Below are 19,457 nucleotides of genomic sequence, written 5' to 3' on the forward strand. Positions count from 1 at the left end.
CAGCGAAACATCATAATTCTGCCGGCCATAGATAGTGCCGAATATAGGGGTTAACATAATGACAGAGCTGATTTCCGCAAATTGGCTGTTCTTCCTGATTGCTATAATCATTGGTGTCGCCACGGCATTCTGGATCTGGGCAAAGTCTGGCCGTGATAATACTGCTGATCAATTTAACGCTGATGACGGCTTGCTCGATAAAGCCGGCAAAGCCGTACCTACCGCGCCGCCTGCACCAAAGGCTGAACCTGCACCAGTTAGAACTGAACCGAAAGCCGCGCCCACTACACCAGCACCTACGCCTTCAGAGCCTGTTGCCAAGCCAGCTGTTGTGCCGGCCCCGTCGCCAGTTCCAACTCCAACTGCGGCGCCAGCCCCGACACCCCGTCGCAAGCAGCCTGTTACCGAAACACCTCCGCCACCGCCCGGAAAACCCGATATTCCGCCTGCAGTGGGCGAACCGGATAACCTGCGGCTCATCAAAGGGGTTGGTCCCAAGCTGAACACTCTGCTTAATGATCTGGGTATTACGCGGTTTGACCAGATCGCCGAATGGAAAGAAGCGGAGATTGAAGAAGTCGATAAATATCTGGGCAGCTTTAGCGGACGGATCACGCGCGATTCATGGATTGGTCAGGCCAAATTTCTGGCTAAAGACGATATTGCAGGTTTTGAACAGAAATACGGCAAGCTCTGACCTTTGCCCCATATTCTGATCTCGGCCACTTAAAGCAAGATTGGCAAGGCCCGATTTTCCACAGGACCGCTGATATTAGTGTCAGTATGTTGAATTAATTGCATCGCTATTCTTTCTCTCCGGTAAATGTGGAGAGTGAAGCGTGATTTCAGCGGGTAATTTTGACTATATCATAATAGGCGCCGGGTCCGCAGGCTGTGTATTGGCCAATCGGCTCTCAAAAGATCCGGAAAATCAGGTCCTTTTGCTCGAAGCAGGTGGCGATGACAGCTATTGGTCAATCGGCGTGCCGGGAGCCTATGCCTTTTCGCTGGAAAACAGCAGCTTGCTGTGGCCCTATCAGACACAGGAAGTCGACGGCAGCGGCGGACGAAGTTTCGTTTATCCGCGCGGCAAAGTCATCGGCGGCAGCGGCGCGTTAAACGGTATGCTCTATGTCCGGGGGCAGGCGCGTGATTATGATGATTGGGAAGCAGCAGGGAACAAGGGGTGGAGCTGGTCAGAAGTTCTACCTTACTTCATGCTTTCGGAAAATAACGCACGCGGCCCCGATCAATGGCACGGCACAACCGGACCGATGCGTGTCGAGCATCTTGCCGATATGGAGGAAAAAAACACACTTAGCGAAGCGTTTCTGGAAGCGGGACAGCAGGCAGGCATGCCGCTTTCCGAAGATATAAATCGCGGCGTTCAGGATGGCATTTCCTATTTTCAGATTAACACGGATCGCGGGCGGCGGAGCAATACAGCACGGTCATTTTTGAAAGCAGCAAAAAACCGGCCTAATCTGACAATTGTTACGGGCGCGCTAGCCGAAAAGATCATTCTGCAAAACAAGCGCGCACGCGGCGTAAGATATATTCAGCATGGACAGCAGAAAGAGGTTTTTGCCCGCCATGCGGTCATATTATCCGCCGGAGCCATTGCCAGTCCGCAATTGCTTGAGCTTTCCGGCATCGGCAATCCGGCGATACTGAAAGAGCACGGCATAGAGCCCTTGCATGATTTGCCCGGTGTTGGCGAAAATTTGCAGGAACATTATATGGTTCCTTTCCTGTGCCGGGTCAGCGAGCCTGTATCAATGAACGAACAGGGGCGGGGCTTGCCGCTGGTGAAACAATTATTCAAATATGCCTTTCAGCGCAAAGGTATCCTCTCCAACAGCGGTTTTCATATTCAGGGCTATTTCAAATCGCGCGAAGAGCTGGAACGCAGTGATATACAAATCCACTTCTTCCCGTTTTCGGCTGAAACAGATCCGGAGAAAGCCAAGAAAAACAAAATGGAAAGCGAGCCGGGTTTCACTTTTATCCTGACCCAGTTGCGCCCTGAAAGCCGCGGCAGCACACATATTCAAAGCAATAATGTCGATGATATACCCGCGATCAATCCCGATTTCCTAAGTCACGAAGAAGACCGCCGGGTCTATGTCGACGCGGTGAAATTTGCTCGGAAGATATTGGCGCAACCCGCAATTGCGCCCTTGATTAAAGCAGAGCTGGCCCCCGGCCCGGATATAAACAGCGATGAAGAAATCTCCGGCTTTGTGAAACACGCAGGCAACAGCATGTATCATGGCAGTGGCACCTGCAAAATGGGTGTTGATGATATGGCCGTGGTTGACAATGAGTTGCGCGTTCACGGGATGGAGGGTCTGTATATAGCCGATGCCTCTGTCATGCCGCGCATGCCTTCGGGCAATACCAACGCACCGACAATCATGATCGCGGAAAAAGCATCCGAAATGATATTGATGCGTCATTCCAAAGAATAGAGGAACTGCTTATGGCCAAAGGACAAGGACGCGTAGAAGGCAAAATCATTCTGTTGACCGGCGGCGCAATGGGGCTGGGCGAAGCGGCTGCCAAGCGGTTAATTGCCGAGGGCGCCCGGTTAATAATCACCGATCATAATGTCGAAGCCGGTCAAAAGACCGCTGTGGCACTGGGTGACAATGCCGAATTTCTGGAACAGGATGTGACCGATCCAGACCGCTGGAAAGAGATTATCGCAAAGGTCGAGGAAAAATACGGGCGTCTTGATGTGCTCATCAACAATGCCGCCGTCACCGTCTATGGATCAATAGCTGATGTCAGCTACGAGGATTTCAAACGCTGTTTCACCGTCGATGTTGATTCCATTTATCTTGGATGCAAAACCGCATTGCCTTTGATGAGCAAAACCGGCGGATCAATTATCAATTTTTCATCCGCTGCCGCGCTTAATGCCACTGCTGATCTTGTCGCCTATAATGCTGCAAAAGCCGCTATTCCGATGATGACCAAATCCATTGCACTTTATTGTGCGAGAGAGAAAAACGGCGTGCGGGTGAACGCCGTGCTGCCGGGCGCGATCCTGACCCCCAATGTGCAATCTGTTGCAGATGCTTCTCCCGATCCGGATGCATTACTGGAACAATTTGCGCTGGCCCAGCCGGTTGGACATCTGGGCGAACCGGATGATATTGCCCATCTGGTTGTCTATCTCGCTTCCGATGAAAGCAAATTTGCCACTGGCGCAGGCTTTGCTGTTGATGGCGGGTTAAGTATCTAGTCGACCTCGGGATTGGCAGCCCGGACGATCAACTTGTCGATTTTGCGGCCATCCATGTCGATAATTTCAAAAACCCAGTCCTGATCCTCGAAACTCTCCCCTTCTTCGGGAAGATGACGCAGACGGCCCAGCGCATGCCCTGCGACCGTAGCATAATCCCGGTCGTCGGGCAGCTTTATGCCCAGCCGGTCGGCAAGCGCATCCATCGGCATAGCGCCCGACACCAGAAAACTTCCATCCGCCCGTTCGATCAGGCTGCGCTGTGTTTTCTCATCCTGATCGGAAACAAATTCACCGGCAATGGAGCTTAACAGATCATTAGGTGTAACAATGCCTTCAAAATGGCCATATTCATCATGAACGAGAACCATCGGAACCTCGGCTTCCCGCAAAATACCGAGCGCATCAAGCGCATCAAGCTGATCCGGCACTTTTTCAAGCGGGCGCATCAGTTTCCGCAAATCCAGCACCTGCCCGCTAAACTGCGCGGCGACAATATCGCGTGCCTGAACAGCGCCCTTGATCTCATCGACCGACCCTTCGGCAACCGGCAACCGGCTGTGCGGTGACTCGATCAGCATCGCATGGATTTCTTCTACGGTTGCATTAATGTCCAGCCAGTCAACCTCGGTTCGCGGGGTCATCACTTCACGGATTGGCCGGTCCGCCATACGCACTACGCCAGAAATCACCGCTCGCTCATGCTCCTCGATCACACCGGACCGCGTCGCTTCGGCAAAAACCATTTGCAGTTCTTCGGCAGTGACATGGCTGGATTGATCCCGTTTCAGGCCAAGCATACGAAAGATTATCGCGCTGGTGCCATCAAGCAGCCAGACCAGAGGCGCAGCTATTCTGGCAAGTAAATCCATTGGCGGAGCCATGATAGTCGCAACTTTTTCCGCCGAGCGCAGGGCAAATTGTTTAGGAACAAGCTCTCCGATCACCAATGACGCATAGGTTGTCAGGCCAATGACCAGAGCAAAACCCACGCTGATCGAAAGATCGGCGCGCATTCCCAACGCCTGCAACCGTTCCGCCACCGGCCCGCCCAGACTGGCACCCGAAAAAGCACCGGCGACTATGCCAATCAGCGTAATACCGATTTGGACAGTCGAAAGGAACTTTCCGGGATCGCTAGCCAGTCGCAAAGCAATCCGCGCACCCCGGCTGCCCTGCTCAGCAGAAGAATGAAGATACGCTTTGCGCGCAGAAACAATAGCCAGTTCCGACATAGCAAATAGGCCATTGATCAAAACCAGAACGACGATGATCGCGACATCAAACCAAGGAAAAGCTGTCATATTATCCACTAATAAGGGAAAAATCTCTATAGCCACATGTTTTACAAAATATCAAACTTACTGTCATGCCGCGTTAATAATAACCGGTTCATCTTATCAATGGTTAATGGAACTATCTCTTTGGAAAAGAGTAAGTTTATCATCACAGCATGAAATGAGGGAATAATATGTATAAAAAACAGATTTTGCTTACCGCATTGTCCATAAGCAGTCTGGCACTGGCCAGTGGCTGCACAACAAACCCTGAAACCGGCAACCGTGTTCTTTCAAAAGCAGCAATAGGCGGCGTCGGCGGAGCCCTGGGCGGTTATTTGCTCGGTGATCTCATCGGCGGCAAGCGCGACCGGACAGAAAAAATCATCGGTGCCGGACTTGGCGGCCTCGCCGGAGCGGGCGTCGGCTATTATATGGATGAACAAGAGAAAAAGCTGCGTCAGCAAACCGCCGGAACGGGCGTTGATGTGACGCGCGATGGTGATAACCTCATCCTCAATATGCCATCGAATGTTACTTTCCCGGTCGATAGCGCAGCTATCCAACCCCAGTTCCAAAGAACATTGGGAGAAGTGGCCAACACCCTGACACAATATGAAAAAAGCTATATTGATGTTTATGGCCATACAGATAGCACCGGTTCAGACAGCTATAACCAGTCATTGTCGGAACGACGCGCTGCATCGGTTGCCAACTTCCTTAGCAACGGCGGCGTGCAGCGGGCACGTATCGAGACTCGCGGATTTGGTGAGAGCCAACCGATTGCAACCAATAGCACTGCCGAAGGTCGGGCTGAAAACCGCCGGGTAGAACTTAGAATCGTGCCCATCCGTGAGCAGGATCTTTAACTAACATCTGCGAAGTAGTGCGCCATAAACTAGCAAACTAAACACTTGATATGTTAAAACTTTCGGGCATCCTGCACCTAAAAACAGGATAAGGATGCCCGAATATGACTACACCCAATTTTTCTATCGACCTCACAGGCCGGACAGCCATTGTAACCGGCGCATCATCCGGTTTTGGTCATCGCTTTGCCAAAGTGCTTGCCGCCTGCGGAGCCAAGGTCGCCTGTACAGCGCGACGACGCGAGAAACTTGATAAGCTGGTCGAAGAAATAACCGCCGATGGGGGCACAGCACAGGCGTTTAATCTGGATGTGCGGGAAGCGGACGAACTAAAAGCAATTGTCCCTGCCGTGGCAGATGCGCTGGGCCAGCCCGATATATTGGTGAATAATGCCGGGATTCCCGATGCCCAGCGCGCAATAAACATGTCTGTCGATTTTATTGATAATATGATCGATACCAATTTACGCAGTGCTTATATTCTATCGAACGAGGTTGCCCGCCCGCTCATTGAAGCAGAAAAGCCGGGACGGATTGTAAACATCGCCTCAACGCTCGCCTTTCATTATGATGGCAATGGCGCGGCGCTATATTCGACCACAAAAGCCGCTTTGGCCCGCATGACAGAGGCTTTGGCCGTTGAATGGTCGCGCTTTTTCATCAATGTTAACGGCATTGCTCCGGGCGCGTTTTCGACCGAAATGCTGGATGGCATGGTTGAACGTATGGGCGATTTTTCTCACCGCTTTCCCCGCAAACGTATGTGCACAACGGATCAGATGGATAGCACATTGCTCTATCTGGTGTCTCCGGCATCCGAAGCGGTGACAGGCACAGTCATCAAGGTCGATGATGGCCAGGGGCCCAGATGAACATAGGCCCAGATAAACCGCTAAACCAGATCACCCAACAGCAATTTCGGTAAATCACCGCTTTCACCTCGCGCCTCGGCCATGAACTGGTTTTTTAGCGGCGTTATGCGTTGCACCATATTGATACCAAAGCGGCGGATTGCAGAGGATGTATCACCGGGCATACCAAATAACCGTGTCAAAATATCCGTAGCGGCGGACATCATCAGATTATCCAGTCCGCGCCAGCGGTCATAGCGCTCTAATATCTGTGCATTGCCCAGATCAAGCCCCGTGCGCGCACCATCGACAACACATTCGGTGAGCGCCGCCACATCACGAAGCCCCAGATTCAGTCCCTGCCCGGCGATAGGATGGATGCCATGCCCCGCATCCCCCACTAAAGCGAGCCGCGCGGAGACAAGACTGGCACTGTGATGGAAGCCCAGCGGATAGGTCGCGCGATCGGATTGCAGCTTCATCTGCCCCAGAAATCCACCAGACATCTTCATCAGTTCCGCTTCAAAAGCGCGGGCATTGATTTTGGCAAAAGCCGGACCATCCTTGCGCGCCACGCTCCAGACAATAGCCGAACGGTGTCGCCCCTCATCATCATCGCGCATCGGCAAAATCGCAAATGGCCCTGATGGATAGAAAATCTCATAGGCCGTATTTCCATGAGATTGTTCATGGCTCACAGTGCAGATCACTGCATTATGGTCATATTCCCATTTTGCCATGATGATGCCCGCACTTTCGCGCATCGCACTTCCGCGCCCGTCGGCGGCGATCAACAATGGCGCGGTCAGTTGCGTCCCATTGTCCAGCGATAGGTCAACCCGGTGCTCGCCGCGGTCTACCTCTTGCACCTGCGCGGGTAAATATAGGGTGACAAGTTCATGGGCGCGCGCAGATTCAAACAATATCCGCTGCAATACAGCGTTCTGCACCATCACACCCAGCGGGCCATCATCGTCATCGGGTATAAAATCAAGTGTTCCGGGTTTCAGGCCGTCATTGATGATGATTTTGTCGATATTACAGCCATAAGGCTCCAGCTTGTCGGCAATTCCGATGGCCTCCAGCAGCTTCCAGCTCGCACTGTTAACAGACGATACCCGCCCGTCGTTTTTCAGGCTTTGTAAAACAGCCGGATCAGCGCGATCAATTACCGCAACCCGCAATCCATGGGCAGCAAGGGTCAGTGCCTGGGTCAGGCCGATCAGGCCCGCGCCCAATATGATGGCATCAGTCTCTTCACTATGGGTCATATAGGGGCCTCTATCTTCTTGTCCGATGTCAGGATAGGCCTCAGCGGATCGAAAAGAAAGTCTGTTCGGGCAAACTATGACCAAGACTATGGTCAAGAGAACTTGACGGGGAGTCGCCGTTCCGCGCAAAGGACGCTATAGTAAAAATATAGTATAAATGCGTTTGGGGGTTTGCCCCGAAACCCACGAAACCGATACCGGGAGTAAAATATGGCCGGAAAAGCGAAAGAAGCCAGTTGGCGCGAAGTCATGCGCCTCAGTTTGCTGCGTAGCGGTGCGCTAATCAGTGCGATATTGCTTGGTCTTTTGGCTGTATTTTTGTTTCTTGCGCTGGTCAGCTATTCGCCAAGCGACCCTTCATTTAACACCGCGGCGGGCAGTGTAGAAAATAACTGGATGGGTATATTCGGTTCCTATAGCGCGGATCTGCTTTTATCGTTGCTCGGCGTTCCGGTGGTAATTTTCCTGCCCCTCATCATAGTGTTTGCCAGCCGCTTGTGGCGCAATATCCCGCAGGCAGAATGGAAAAAACAACTTATATGGTGTTTAATCGCCGTCTTTCTTGTCGCATCCGGTCTGTCTTTGTGGCTTGCCGATAGTCAGCCCAGCTTGCCCTCCGGTTGGGGCGGACTGGCTGGCATGCTTGTGGCAAAAGCTGTTGGCGCGGGTGTGAACGCCCTGTCCGAAAGCTGGAGCGGACCTGTTTCGGGTATATTGACAGCAATTACCATCACCGGCGGGCTTGTTTTGGGCTATTTCAGTTTGCGGCTCGACCGCTCCTTGCTCTCAATACCGCAGATTACATGGCCATGGTCCAAGGTTAGCGGCGAGGATAGCGGATTGGTCATTGAACGGGATAATGCACCTGCAAAGCCCAAAAAGACTCCTGCCCCGCGCAAGGAAGTCAAACCGGACAACCGCCCGCCACCGGAAATCAGCGACCGCGCATTGCCACCCAAGAAAGCCGGCTTATCAAGCGGCAAACAGGGTGATTTCTTTGGCCCCTATTCTCTACCCTCGATTGACCTGCTTACTCCCAGACCCGAAGAGTCCAACAATGTCATCGACAAAGCAGGACTTGAGCGTAATGCCCGTCTGCTGGAATCTGTGCTGGATGATTTTCATGTAAAAGGCACGATTAACGCGGTTCGCCCCGGTCCGGTCGTGACCATGTATGAACTGGAACCTGCGCCGGGTATCAAAGCCAGCCGGGTAATCCAGCTTGCCGAGGATATTGCCCGTAATATGTCCGCGCTGTCCGCGCGCGTCGCGGCAATACCGGGCCGCACTGTGATGGGAATTGAACTGCCCAATGCCCAGCGCGAGTCTGTGGTCCTGCATGAAATGATCGGCAGCGACAGTTTTCAGGAACAGACCGGGCAGCTTCCCATTATTTTGGGGAAAAATATTTCCGGCGATCCGGTGATTGCCGATCTGGCACCCATGCCGCATCTTTTGATCGCGGGCACCACCGGCTCGGGTAAATCGGTCGGCCTTAACTGCATGATCGTATCGCTTTTGTACCGGATGACGCCGGACCAGTGCAAAATGATCATGATCGATCCCAAGATGCTGGAACTCAGCACCTATGATGATATTCCGCACCTGTTGTCCCCTGTTGTGACGGAACCTACCAAGGCTGTCCGCGCGCTGAAATGGGCGGTTGAGCAGATGGAGGAACGCTACCGGATGATGTCGTCCATCTCGGTGCGTAATCTTGCCAATTATAATGAAAAGGTAAAAGCTGCCAAAGCCAAGGGGGAACCGCTGGGCCGCAAAGTGCAGACCGGATATGATCCCGAAACATCACGACCCATATATGAGGAAGAACAGCTCGATTACGAAGTCCTGCCGCAGATTGTGATCATTGTGGACGAGCTTGCCGATTTGATGATGACAGCCGGCAAAGAGGTCGAGTTTCTGATCCAGCGCCTTGCCCAAAAAGCACGGGCAGCGGGCATCCACCTTATCATGGCTACCCAGCGGCCATCGGTTGATGTCATTACCGGCGTTATCAAAGCCAACCTGCCCACGCGGATCAGCTTTCACGTTACGTCCAAAATTGACTCGCGCACTATTCTTGGCGAGCAGGGCGCAGAGCAGCTGCTTGGCAAAGGTGATATGCTGTATATGCCCGGCGGCAAACAATTGACCCGTGTGCACGGCCCGTTTGTATCCGATGATGAGGTTCGCCTGATTGCCGATCACTGGCGGGCGCAAGGAACACCGGAATATATTCAGGCCGTGACCGAAGAACCAGAAGATGGAAGCTATGCGCTGGACGGGGCGGATCTTTCAGACAGCAAAGAAGACCGGCAATATGCCCAGGCGTGCCAGATAATCTTTGAAAGCCAGAAAGTCTCAACCAGTTGGCTGCAACGACAGCTTAGAATCGGATATAATACAGCCGCACGTATTATTGACCGGATGGAAGATGACCAACTCATCAGCCCGCCCAACCATATCGGACGCCGTGAAGTTCTGCGCGATCAAAATGGAGAAATGCTCTAGCTCGAACTGTAATTCAGGTGATGTTCAATCATCGCGCGTTATATATGCAAGGAATTTTATAGGAGTTTCAATATGTTGAAATATGCATTGGTTCTTGCTGCCGCGCCTTTGGCACTCACGGTCATGGGCACTGCACCAGCTACAGCCCAACATAATAATGCTGATAGTATCAAGGCAATCTCCGATCATTTGCGCGCCATGACAACGATGACCGCCAATTTTACGCAGACCGACCGGAGCGGGCAGATACTACCGGGTAAACTGACGCTAAAACAACCGGGGCGGATACGCTTTCAATATGGTAAAGAAGCCAATTTGCTGATTGTCGGGGATGGCAAGGCGTTGACAATGATCGACTATGACGTGAATCAGGTTCAACGCTGGCCGATCAAAAATAGTCCCTTGGGTGCGCTGCTCAATCCGGACCGGGATTTGTCCAAATATGGCAAAATTATTCCGACTCGTAATCCAAAGGTGCTAAGCGTTGAGGTCCGTGACCCGAAACGGCCGGAATATGGCGTGATTACCATGGTTTTCACCAAAGTAGCGGGTGCCCCTGCCGGTTTGCGGCTGGATGGCTGGGTTTCGCTCGATTCGAAGAATAACCGGACTTCTATCCGGCTTTCGGATCAGAAGTTTGGTGTCCCTGTTGCAAACAGCACATTCAACTGGACCGATCCACGTCCGAAAAGGCGTGGCAGGCGATGAACGGTGGCGCTACGCCGTCAAGCGGATATGATAAATGACTTTGTTCATCTAAGCGAAAGAATCGCAGTTCTATAAGGGATACAGGGTGAAACGAAATGATCAGGTTTTCCCCCTGTTACCTGATCATAAAATTTTCGGATCATCTCATGCGTGACGAACGCGAATTAGCCCTCACCTCCTAAATGCCCCCGGAGGTGAGGGTTTTTCCTCTTTAACCTCTCGAAAAATATGAAAAACTGTCCGGCTTTCGTTCCGGTTTTGACTTGGGTTTTCCGGTCATAATGGCTAGTAGTCGGGCAATGAATAATAGCCTGAAAATCGTAAGCTGGAATATTAACAGTGTTCGCGCCCGACTCGACATCGTAGAACGATTCTTGAAAGAAGAAGCGCCGGATATACTCTGCCTACAGGAAACCAAGGTTCGTAATGACCAGTTTCCCGAAGGGATTTTCCGGCAACATGGATATAATCATCTGGTTCTTAATGGTCAGCCCATGCACCACGGGGTTGCGATCATCAGCCGTGTGCCGCTTCACAAGGATGAGCGGTTTGACTGGCAGGACAACGGCGAAGCCCGGCATGTCGGTGCGCGTCTGGAAAATGGTGTCCGGATTGAAAATGTATATATCCCGGCAGGTGGCGAGATTCCGGACCGTGAACTTAATCCGAAATTCGGTCAGAAACTCGATTTTTACGAGCGGATGACCCGTTGGTCGGACCAACTCAAAACACCGACCATCCTGCTCGGTGATTTCAATATTGCCCCTCTTGAATCCGATGTCTGGAGTCACAAGAAATTGATAAATGTGGTTAGCCACACACAAATTGAAGTGGACACCATGGCAAAATTGCAAGCAGCCCATGACTGGGTGGATATCGGACGGCGCTTCATCCCCGATCCGGAACGCCTCTATACATGGTGGAGCTACCGTGCGCGTGACTGGCGTGCTTCGGACAAGGGCCGTCGCCTTGATCATGTGTGGGTCAGCCCGGAACTAACCGATAATGCGACCAGCCATGTTGTCCACGAAGATGCTCGCGGTTGGGACAAGCCATCGGATCACGCGCCGCTTATCACAGAATTTTCATTCTAAATGGTGACGTCCCCTCCCCCTGACCGCAACGCGCCCCCTGACAAAGCGCCCCCTGACCAAGCGACCCCTGACCAAGCGACCCCTGACCAAGCGACCGATGCCAAGGGCGCACGGCGTGCGGCAAGGGCGATAGATGCGCTGAGGCGGGGTTGGCCGATTGCTATAGAATCTGACAAAGGCACATTAAATTTGCTGCCTGTCGAAACTACCGATCTTGATCAGCATTTATCCTCATCCTCTCAAATAACTCTACTCATTTCCGCTAGCCGTGCAGACACGCTGAAACTGTTGAACCAGCGTGCAGCCGCCGACCCGGCCCTGCCCGTGCAAATAAACCTTCCCGGTCCGGTAAGCGCCCCGGAAATCCATGCCATTGTGGATCCGGTGCTCGACATGGAATATCCCATGAAAGGGCCGTTTCTCAGCGAGGAATTAAACCATCCGGAAGCTGCCAAAGCAGCCATGGAACTGGCACGGCACGGCGGGCTGCTTCCCGCATTTCAAATCGTGGACAGCCCTGCCGAAGACCGTTTGAATATCAAAGATGTTGATGCCTATGCCGATTCCGACGCTTTGGTCATCAGCGCCCACGCAAAATTACCCGTCGCCGCCAATTCAAACGCGCATATATACGGATTTCGTAGCGAGGCTGATTCTACCGATCATGTAGCACTGGTTATTGGTGAACGTGATGACACGGTTCCGGTTGTGCGCCTGCACAGCGAATGTCTGACCGGCGATGTGCTGGGCAGCCTGAAATGCGATTGCGGACCGCAACTTCATACGGCGCTTGCCCGGATGGCAGAGGCAAATTGGGGCGTGCTATTATATCTGCGACAAGAGGGCCGGGGCATCGGTTTGATCAACAAACTACGGGCCTATGCCTTGCAGGACCAGGGCTTTGACACGGTTGACGCTAATGAGCGGCTGGGATTTGCTATTGATGCAAGGGATTTTTCCATCGCCGCGCAAATGCTGAAACTGCTCAACATCCCTGCTGTAAAATTGCTGACCAATAATCCTGAAAAAGTCACAGGACTGGAGGGTTGTGGCCTAGTGGTTGACGAACGTCTGCCGGTAAAAATCCTCGCCAATCCGCATAATGAATTTTATCTCGATACCAAACGGGATCGCACAGGGCATCAGTTATAACCACAAATTAAAAGCGAAGATTTGAATAGCACCAAGGCTCTTTTCTGTAAGTGATTTGCTTAAAGTCAATGAAATGACGTATAATCATGCAATAATGTAATGCTTATTGAGCGTTACTAAGGAGAGCAGCCTTGAAAACGATACTCTTGCATATCTTTGATGATAGCAGTCTGGAATCCCGTTTGCAGGTCGCACTGGACATCGCACGGGGCCATGACGCCCATTTAACCTGTGTTCAGCCAACGACGCAATTTACTCCTATCGCCCTTGGCCCGTTAGGCGGAGAATTTGTCACCGGCGTTAATTTTAAGGATATGGAAGCCGCTGAACGCGCGCATCGGGAGAAAATCGAAAAGCGGTTAAAAGGAGAAGCTGTTTCATGGGACTGGCAAGTCGGTCTTGGCGATGCGGCTACGATATTAACCGAGCGTAGCCGTCTTGCCGATCTGGTCATTGTCAGCCAGTCTTTTGACAAACGCGATGCCAGTGACAAACCGCTTCCCATAGCCGGGGATGTCGCCGTCCACGCCCAAAGCGCCATATTGGTAGTCCCAGCAGAACAAATGTCATTTGATTGCGAAGGGCCTATCGTAATTGCATGGAACGGGTCGGCCGAAGCGGCCAAAGCCGTGCGATCAGCGCTGCCCATGCTGAAAATGGCCAAAGACGTTCATTTGGTTACTGTTGGTGAGGATCACGGAAACTTCCCGCATAGCGAAGCGTCTCTATATCTGGCACGGCAAGGCGTTCCGACGACATTGCACGAGCTAACCGGAAAACCCGGCGAAGCATCTGATATTGTTATGGACTTTGCGAGCAAATATAATGCAGCGGCACTGGTTATGGGAGCTTATGGTCACAGCCGTTTGCGCGAAACATTATTTGGCGGCGTGACAAAAGATTTGCTCGGCAATGCCAAAATCCCGTTGTTAATGGGGCATTGAACAGACATTTGAGAGGCGCGACCATCCCGCCATGCTTTTGCGATAGCGGGATGGTGTTTAAAATCCCCATCCGCAGCTTTATCCGTCGGTTAAGACGGCCTACTTGCTACAATGGCCAATTTTTTAAAAAGGAACATCGTCATCCAGATCATTGTCGAATGCGCCGCCCGGACCTCCTGAAGATCCGCCACCAGTGCTGCCCCAGCTATCGTTGGAGCGGCCACCTGCGCCGCCGGAATCGCCACCCCAACCGTCATTAGAGCCGCCTCCAGCGCCGCCCTGACGGGAATCAAGCATTTCAAGTTTGCCGTCGAAGCCTTGCAGGACAATTTCGGTTGAATAACGGTCATTGCCGGACTGATCCTGCCACTTGCGGGTTTGCAGCTTGCCCTCGATATAGACCTTGCTGCCCTTACGCAGATATTTTTCTGCTACACCGGCCAGACCTTCTGAAAAAATCGCGACGCTATGCCACTCGGTCTTTTCCTTGCGCTCGCCGGTATTGCGGTCTTTCCAGCTTTCGGAGGTCGCGATGCGGAGGTTGCACACTTTACCGCCATTACTGAATGTGCGTACTTCGGGGTCAGCGCCCAGATTTCCTACGATAATAACCTTGTTAACGCCGCCAGCCATTTGCTTTTCCCCTTGGAAGATTCTGATTCATGCGATTCTCTAACGGAGCTTTACAGGCCCAGTGCAACCGCCGTCCAGTATGTAATCCCCGCAGCGACATAAGCCAGCACAAAAAGATAGCCGACCATGAACATCGGCCATTTCCAACCGTTGGTTTCACGTCTTGTCACCGCGATGGTAGAGATACATTGCGGCGCAAACACAAACCACGCCAGAAAAGCCAGCGCGGTCGGCAATGACCAGCGGCTTTGCAAACGCTCGGTCAGGGATTTCGCTTCGGCTTCCTCATCCGCTGCATCAATCGCATAGGTGGTTGCCAGCGCAGAAACCGCTACTTCGCGTGCGGCCATGGCGGGGATCAGCGCCAATGCAATATCATGGCTGAAACCGATGGGCGCAACCACAGGTTCGATCACACTGGCTATCCGCCCGGCGGCGGAATAATCCACCTGACTGACCGGACTGTCGATCGGTACTTTGGGATATGACAGCATCAACCACAGCACCACCGTTGCAGCAAAAATAATCGTCCCGGCCCGGCGCAGGAATATCCATGCCCGCTGCCATAATCCCATCAAAATATCACGGATACGCGGCAATTGATATTTCGGCATTTCCATCAGGAACCCACTATTTGGTCCTTTCGCTACGGTGCTACGCAGCACGATTGCCACAATCATCGCGCCGACTATGCCAAATATATACAGCGCAAACAGGACAAGCCCCTGCAATCCCACTCCCATCCCGACATCACGAGCAGGAATAAACGCAGCGATAATGATCGCATAAACCGGTAGCCGTGCGGAACAGGTCATCAAAGGCGCGATCAAAATGGTGGTCAGCCGGTCCTTGGGGTCGGCAATGCTACGCGCCGCCATAATCCCCGGAATGGCGCAGGCAAAAGACGAAAGCAGCGGGATGAAGCTACGTCCCGACAGGCCGGCAGTGGCCATTAGCCGGTCCATGATAAAGGCCGCGCGGGTCATATAGCCGCTTGCCTCCAACATCAGGATGAACAGGAACAAGATGAGGATCTGCGGCAGAAAGACGATCACCGAACCGACACCGCCAATAGCGCCCTCGATGATAAAATCACGCCAGAAGCCTTCCGGGAACGTAGCCTCCACCGCCGCAGCGGTCCATTCGGTTGCCCCCTCGATCCACCCGATAGGTGCGTCGGCCCAGGCAAAAACCGCTTGAAACATCACAAACATTAGCCCGAACAGGATGATTGGTCCTGCAACCGGATGGAGGAACAGCGCATCGGCCCGCTCTGACCAGCGCCGGCCAGCCGTTTCCGAAACCACCGTCAAATTGGCGATTTCCTTTGCCTGTTTAAGCAATCCATGATCGCGTTCCTTGGGAACCACGGCGATTTGCTGCGATGTTTTGCCGCTCAGCCGTTTTTCGATTGCACCCGACAGCTCTTCCAGCCCGCGGCGGCGCACGGCAACCGTAGGAACAACCGGCACACCAAGCGCCTCTTCCAGCTTTGCCGGATCAAGCGTTAATCCGTCACGCTCCGCCAGATCTATCATGTTGAGCGCGATTATCACCGGATGACCCAGCGCGATAACTTCGAGCGCGAATCGCAAATGATTATCGAGATTGGCAGCATCCAGAACGACTATGATTGCGTCCGGTTTGCGTTCACCCTCTTGCTCGCCAAAGATAACCCTGCGTGTAACGGCCTCATCCGGGCTTGTCGGGCTCAGGCTATAACTCCCCGGTAAATCAATCAGTTCCGCCGGACGGCCACTGGCCAGTTGAAAATGGCCGGATTTCCGCTCCACGGTTACGCCCGGGTAGTTCGCAATTTTCTGCCGTGCTCCGGTCAGCGCATTGAACAAAGCGCTTTTGCCTGCATTTGGGTTGCCCGCAAGGACGATAAGAGGGGGCGCTTGGCTCATGCTTAAGCTGGAATGACTACCGAAATAGCCGATGCGTGTGATTTACGGATAGCGATCATCATCCGCCCTACTTTCAGGGCAATCGGGTCGCTTAAGCCAAACATTCCCTTATGGACCTTCTCCACCTCGACCCCTTCGTCCAGCCCCAGAGCGCGAAGTCGCCCCCCCTCAAGCTCTGACATGGAATCCCAGTCTATTGCAGAGATTGATGCGCGCTGACGCATGGAGAGCTGGTCCAGCGTTACCGCAAATATGACGGGTGCGTTCATAAAAAACTCGATAATGATTAGTTGCGACTGATTATCAATATAGATTTAATAAGACCAGCCTTTTATTGGTGGGCATGGTGTATATTATTGATAAACAAAGAGGAAATCTCTTACCCCAGATTGCGATAGCGTAGCCTGCCGATGAAACGGGCCATGCTGAACCTGTCACCGCCGGGCCTGATAATCTTCGCTTTGGTCTTTTCGAACTGCATGATATTTTCAATCCGCCGGTCAAGAAACGCTCTTGTCTCGGCAAAATCATCGCTTTGATCATCGAGAAACACGCTGATAGTGCTGCCGTAAACCGCCGAAAGCAGCGTTCTTTTGGTATAATGGTTATAATCTGTCGCATTATCGCCTGCCAAACGCCACATCCTGTCCGCAGCGCGCCAACCCAGCTTGGCCGCTCTCCGCAGATTCGGCGGCATCGCAAGAATCGCCAGCGCCCGGCGCAGACCTTCCCGATCCGTTTCCATGATTTCCAATCGCGCGGTTACAAGCGCAGCTATCCGCTCACGGATTTTCATCGCGCTTAATTCCTCGGGTGAAAACCGGTCAGCCATGGCGGCGTCAACCGACTGGAACCAGGCATCAATCATATCGACCGGCCCGTCATTAAACGCCAGTGCAGCCAAATCAGTCTCGACACCGGTTTGCTCCGCTGCCGCTGCCACCGCCTTCTCGTTCCAGCCATCAAAAGCAGCTTGCGATGCCAAAAACGGCGCTAGATAAGCACGCACTTCATCCAGTGTCGGATCTTCTCGTAACGGCTCTGCTTTCATTGACGGCATGTATATTCCTTGGGCTTCGGACATCTCGCGAATACATTATATGCAATAAATCCGATATAGCCTGAAAGAAAAGATTTTCAAACCACTGCATTGCAAATTGCTACTGGTCTGCGTAGCTATTCATCAAGCAATTAAAAATAGCGAAAGAGCATGTTTATGAGCAGATTATTTGACCCCGTTACACTGGGCGCGATTGAAGCCCCCAACCGTATGCTAATGGCGCCATTGACACGATGCCGCTCGACCATGGACCATGTGCCAACGCCGGTCATGGGTGAATATTATGCCCAGCGTGCGGGAGCAGGTCTGATCATTTCCGAAGCCACGGGTATCAGCCAGCAAGGATTAGGCACCCCCTTTGCGCCCGGCATCTGGACCGACGAACAAACCGAAGCATGGAAACCGATTGTCGAGCAGGTGCATCAGGCGGGCGGGCGGATCATCTGCCAGCTTTGGCACATGGGCCGGATCGTGCATCCCGATTTCATTGGCGGCGAAAAACCTGTCTCATCCTCTGCGACCACTGCGCCCGGCAAAGTGCGGACCTATCAGGGCAAGCGCGACTATGTCGAAGCGCGCCCGCTGGAGCTGGACGAGATTCCGGCACTGCTTGATGATTATACCCACGCGGCGGAAAATGCGAAAAAGGCCGGTTTTGATGGCGTCCAATTGCACGGTGCCAATGGGTATCTGATCGACCAGTTCATCCGGTCAGGCACCAATTTCCGCACGGATAAATACGGCGGTTCGGTCGAAAACCGTATCCGGTTGCTGGGTGAAGTGACACAGCGTCTGGTTGATGTCTGGGGCAGTGACCGCGTTTCGGTAAGGCTTTCTCCCAATGGCGATTCACAAGGCGCGGATGACGCCACCCCGGTGGAAACATTTACAGCAGCAGCCAAATTGCTCGACAGCATCGGCATCGCCTTTCTTGAGCTTCGCGAACCACCTGCCCATGGCACCTATGGCAATACCGACGTTCCCCCGGTAAGCCCTGATATCCGCCCGATATTCAGCCGGCCTCTGGTTCTCAACAGCGATTATTTCTACGATAATGCAACCGATGCGCTGGCACAGGACAAAGCCGATGCCATCAGCTTTGGCCGGACATTCATGACCAATCCCGATCTGCCCGAGCGGTTTCGCACCGGAGCGGAATTGAACCCGATCGACTTTACGCCGACATGGTATAGTCAGGGCCGGGAAGGATATGTGGATTATCCGACGATGGAGCAGGAAAGCCAAACAGGATGACGAACAGTCGGCGTTAAACAAATGGCTTTAATAAGCCTGATTACGCCTGATGCAGCACGAGAAAGCCGCAATCAGAAGCTGGTATGGAGCCGCCGGAACATGTCATGAACCGGTGGCTCTGGAGCGCCTTCATACTCCAGCCGTTCCGACAGGCGTTGCAGGCGCAGGAACAGCTCTTCGCTGTCATTGATAATATCCCGTGCTTCCTGAGGGAACATCTCCACCATCGCACGATCACTGGCCGCAGCATAACCCAGTTCCCGGGTGTTGTTCCACACCTCTCCCTCGGTCAGTTCGCCGCTGTGCAGGGCGCGCTGGTTAAGTAGCCACGCAATACAATGCATCAACCGCGTCGTTACTTTCAGGGACTCACATGAAAATGAAACCGGCAACGCCGCATTATCCGTGCACTCATCAGCAAACCGGCCTGATTCGAAATAGGATCGCGCCTCATCCGTAAGGACCATCGCCTCTGTATAGAGCGCTTCCAGTAGTCTGGGCGTCAACAATGCTTCGCTATCAGCCATGACATTCATATAGCAGGTTTTTTACGGGCAAGGACAGGTAAAATATACCTGCTTATGGTTAACCGGCCAGATGTTTCAATGTGACACGGCATAGGCCAAGGAGTTAATAGACCGGCTTTATAGTTAATGCCGCTCGAACAACATTG

The 19,457-nt window shown here is 52.8% G+C and carries 18 protein-coding genes; 11 read left to right on the forward strand and 7 right to left on the reverse strand.

Annotated elements, in window-relative coordinates; all coding sequences use genetic code 11:
* The first annotated feature begins 58 nt into the window (after positions 1-58).
* From AB1K62_RS07065 to AB1K62_RS07075, 3 genes are all read left to right on the forward strand, one after another.
* Entirely contained in the window at positions 59-697 is a 639-nt protein-coding gene (locus AB1K62_RS07065) for a hypothetical protein (RefSeq protein WP_367002460.1), read from the forward strand.
* A gap of 142 nt (positions 698-839) precedes the next feature.
* On the forward strand, positions 840-2,471 hold the full coding sequence (locus tag AB1K62_RS07070) for a GMC family oxidoreductase N-terminal domain-containing protein (protein ID WP_367002462.1): 1,632 nt from the start codon (positions 840-842) through the stop codon (positions 2,469-2,471).
* Between the two features lie 11 nt (positions 2,472-2,482).
* Positions 2,483-3,250 carry a glucose 1-dehydrogenase gene (locus AB1K62_RS07075; RefSeq protein ID WP_367002464.1) on the forward strand — a complete coding sequence of 256 codons (768 nt, stop codon included), beginning with the start codon at positions 2,483-2,485 and terminating at the stop codon, positions 3,248-3,250.
* Here the strand turns inward: AB1K62_RS07075 and AB1K62_RS07080 are convergent.
* Positions 3,247-4,554 carry a hemolysin family protein gene (locus tag AB1K62_RS07080; RefSeq protein ID WP_367002466.1) on the reverse strand — a complete coding sequence of 436 codons (1,308 nt, stop codon included), beginning with the start codon at positions 4,552-4,554 and terminating at the stop codon, positions 3,247-3,249. The genes AB1K62_RS07075 and AB1K62_RS07080 overlap by 4 nt on opposite strands.
* A gap of 167 nt (positions 4,555-4,721) precedes the next feature.
* Between AB1K62_RS07080 and AB1K62_RS07085 the strand changes: the two genes are divergently transcribed.
* Positions 4,722-5,396: an OmpA family protein gene (locus AB1K62_RS07085; RefSeq protein WP_367002468.1), complete on the forward strand. Its 675-nt coding sequence runs from the start codon at positions 4,722-4,724 to the stop codon at positions 5,394-5,396.
* A 104-nt stretch (positions 5,397-5,500) separates the two neighbouring features.
* Complete coding sequence (locus AB1K62_RS07090) at positions 5,501-6,268, forward strand: SDR family NAD(P)-dependent oxidoreductase (protein WP_367002469.1); 768 nt, start codon at positions 5,501-5,503, stop codon at positions 6,266-6,268.
* Positions 6,269-6,288: 20 nt separating this feature from the next.
* On the opposite strand, the gene AB1K62_RS07095 is transcribed toward AB1K62_RS07090, so the two are convergent.
* Positions 6,289-7,518, reverse strand: a complete 1,230-nt coding sequence (locus AB1K62_RS07095; RefSeq protein WP_367002471.1) for a UbiH/UbiF/VisC/COQ6 family ubiquinone biosynthesis hydroxylase — start codon at positions 7,516-7,518, stop codon at positions 6,289-6,291.
* A gap of 210 nt (positions 7,519-7,728) precedes the next feature.
* On the opposite strand from AB1K62_RS07095, the gene AB1K62_RS07100 reads away from it, so the two are divergent.
* From AB1K62_RS07100 to AB1K62_RS07120, 5 genes are all read left to right on the forward strand, one after another.
* A complete protein-coding gene (locus AB1K62_RS07100; RefSeq protein ID WP_367002473.1) occupies positions 7,729-10,029 on the forward strand; it encodes a DNA translocase FtsK 4TM domain-containing protein in 2,301 nt (766 codons plus the stop codon).
* A 72-nt stretch (positions 10,030-10,101) separates the two neighbouring features.
* Positions 10,102-10,737: an outer membrane lipoprotein carrier protein LolA gene (locus AB1K62_RS07105; protein ID WP_367002475.1), complete on the forward strand. Its 636-nt coding sequence runs from the start codon at positions 10,102-10,104 to the stop codon at positions 10,735-10,737.
* Positions 10,738-11,036: 299 nt separating this feature from the next.
* Entirely contained in the window at positions 11,037-11,831 is a 795-nt protein-coding gene (xth, locus tag AB1K62_RS07110) for an exodeoxyribonuclease III (RefSeq protein WP_367002792.1), read from the forward strand.
* Entirely contained in the window at positions 11,832-12,983 is a 1,152-nt protein-coding gene (gene ribA / locus AB1K62_RS07115) for a GTP cyclohydrolase II (RefSeq protein ID WP_367002477.1), read from the forward strand. It begins immediately after the preceding gene.
* 131 nt (positions 12,984-13,114) lie between these two features.
* Entirely contained in the window at positions 13,115-13,927 is an 813-nt protein-coding gene (locus AB1K62_RS07120) for a universal stress protein (RefSeq protein ID WP_367002479.1), read from the forward strand.
* A 123-nt stretch (positions 13,928-14,050) separates the two neighbouring features.
* Here the strand turns inward: AB1K62_RS07120 and ssb are convergent, their stop codons facing one another.
* The 4 genes from ssb to AB1K62_RS07140 form a co-directional block, all read right to left on the reverse strand.
* Complete coding sequence (gene ssb, locus AB1K62_RS07125; RefSeq protein WP_367002481.1) at positions 14,051-14,560, reverse strand: single-stranded DNA-binding protein; 510 nt, start codon at positions 14,558-14,560, stop codon at positions 14,051-14,053.
* A gap of 50 nt (positions 14,561-14,610) precedes the next feature.
* Positions 14,611-16,470, reverse strand: a complete 1,860-nt coding sequence (locus AB1K62_RS07130; protein ID WP_367002483.1) for a ferrous iron transporter B — start codon at positions 16,468-16,470, stop codon at positions 14,611-14,613.
* 2 nt (positions 16,471-16,472) lie between these two features.
* Positions 16,473-16,739, reverse strand: a complete 267-nt coding sequence (locus AB1K62_RS07135; protein WP_367002485.1) for a FeoA family protein — start codon at positions 16,737-16,739, stop codon at positions 16,473-16,475.
* A gap of 110 nt (positions 16,740-16,849) precedes the next feature.
* Positions 16,850-17,521, reverse strand: coding sequence for a COQ9 family protein (locus tag AB1K62_RS07140; RefSeq protein ID WP_367002793.1), 672 nt, complete (start codon positions 17,519-17,521; stop codon positions 16,850-16,852).
* A gap of 165 nt (positions 17,522-17,686) precedes the next feature.
* Between AB1K62_RS07140 and AB1K62_RS07145 the strand changes: the two genes are divergently transcribed.
* Entirely contained in the window at positions 17,687-18,784 is a 1,098-nt protein-coding gene (locus tag AB1K62_RS07145) for an alkene reductase (RefSeq protein WP_367002487.1), read from the forward strand.
* A 71-nt stretch (positions 18,785-18,855) separates the two neighbouring features.
* Here AB1K62_RS07145 and AB1K62_RS07150 read toward each other — a convergent pair whose 3' ends face one another.
* Positions 18,856-19,311, reverse strand: coding sequence for a DUF1465 family protein (locus tag AB1K62_RS07150; RefSeq protein WP_367002488.1), 456 nt, complete (start codon positions 19,309-19,311; stop codon positions 18,856-18,858).
* Positions 19,312-19,457: the final 146 nt, after the last annotated feature.

Origin of the sequence: Parasphingorhabdus sp. JC815, assembly GCF_040717415.1 — a bacterium.
Lineage (GTDB): Bacteria > Pseudomonadota > Alphaproteobacteria > Sphingomonadales > Sphingomonadaceae > Parasphingorhabdus.

Excerpts from the sequence above, each read along its gene's own strand:
- AB1K62_RS07065 (WP_367002460.1), top strand. The coding sequence starts at position 59 with ATGACAGAGCTGATTTCCGCAAATTGGCTGTTCTTCCTGATTGCTATA.
- AB1K62_RS07075 (WP_367002464.1), top strand. The coding sequence starts at position 2,483 with ATGGCCAAAGGACAAGGACGCGTAGAAGGCAAAATCATTCTGTTGACC.
- AB1K62_RS07080 (WP_367002466.1), bottom strand. The coding sequence starts at position 4,554 with ATGACAGCTTTTCCTTGGTTTGATGTCGCGATCATCGTCGTTCTGGTT.
- AB1K62_RS07085 (WP_367002468.1), top strand. The coding sequence starts at position 4,722 with ATGTATAAAAAACAGATTTTGCTTACCGCATTGTCCATAAGCAGTCTG.
- AB1K62_RS07090 (WP_367002469.1), top strand. The coding sequence starts at position 5,501 with ATGACTACACCCAATTTTTCTATCGACCTCACAGGCCGGACAGCCATT.
- AB1K62_RS07095 (WP_367002471.1), bottom strand. The coding sequence starts at position 7,518 with ATGACCCATAGTGAAGAGACTGATGCCATCATATTGGGCGCGGGCCTG.
- AB1K62_RS07100 (WP_367002473.1), top strand. The coding sequence starts at position 7,729 with ATGGCCGGAAAAGCGAAAGAAGCCAGTTGGCGCGAAGTCATGCGCCTC.
- AB1K62_RS07105 (WP_367002475.1), top strand. The coding sequence starts at position 10,102 with ATGTTGAAATATGCATTGGTTCTTGCTGCCGCGCCTTTGGCACTCACG.
- xth (WP_367002792.1), top strand. The coding sequence starts at position 11,037 with ATGAATAATAGCCTGAAAATCGTAAGCTGGAATATTAACAGTGTTCGC.
- ribA (WP_367002477.1), top strand. The coding sequence starts at position 11,832 with ATGGTGACGTCCCCTCCCCCTGACCGCAACGCGCCCCCTGACAAAGCG.
- ssb (WP_367002481.1), bottom strand. The coding sequence starts at position 14,560 with ATGGCTGGCGGCGTTAACAAGGTTATTATCGTAGGAAATCTGGGCGCT.
- AB1K62_RS07130 (WP_367002483.1), bottom strand. The coding sequence starts at position 16,470 with ATGAGCCAAGCGCCCCCTCTTATCGTCCTTGCGGGCAACCCAAATGCA.
- AB1K62_RS07135 (WP_367002485.1), bottom strand. The coding sequence starts at position 16,739 with ATGAACGCACCCGTCATATTTGCGGTAACGCTGGACCAGCTCTCCATG.
- AB1K62_RS07140 (WP_367002793.1), bottom strand. The coding sequence starts at position 17,521 with ATGAAAGCAGAGCCGTTACGAGAAGATCCGACACTGGATGAAGTGCGT.
- AB1K62_RS07145 (WP_367002487.1), top strand. The coding sequence starts at position 17,687 with ATGAGCAGATTATTTGACCCCGTTACACTGGGCGCGATTGAAGCCCCC.
- AB1K62_RS07150 (WP_367002488.1), bottom strand. The coding sequence starts at position 19,311 with ATGGCTGATAGCGAAGCATTGTTGACGCCCAGACTACTGGAAGCGCTC.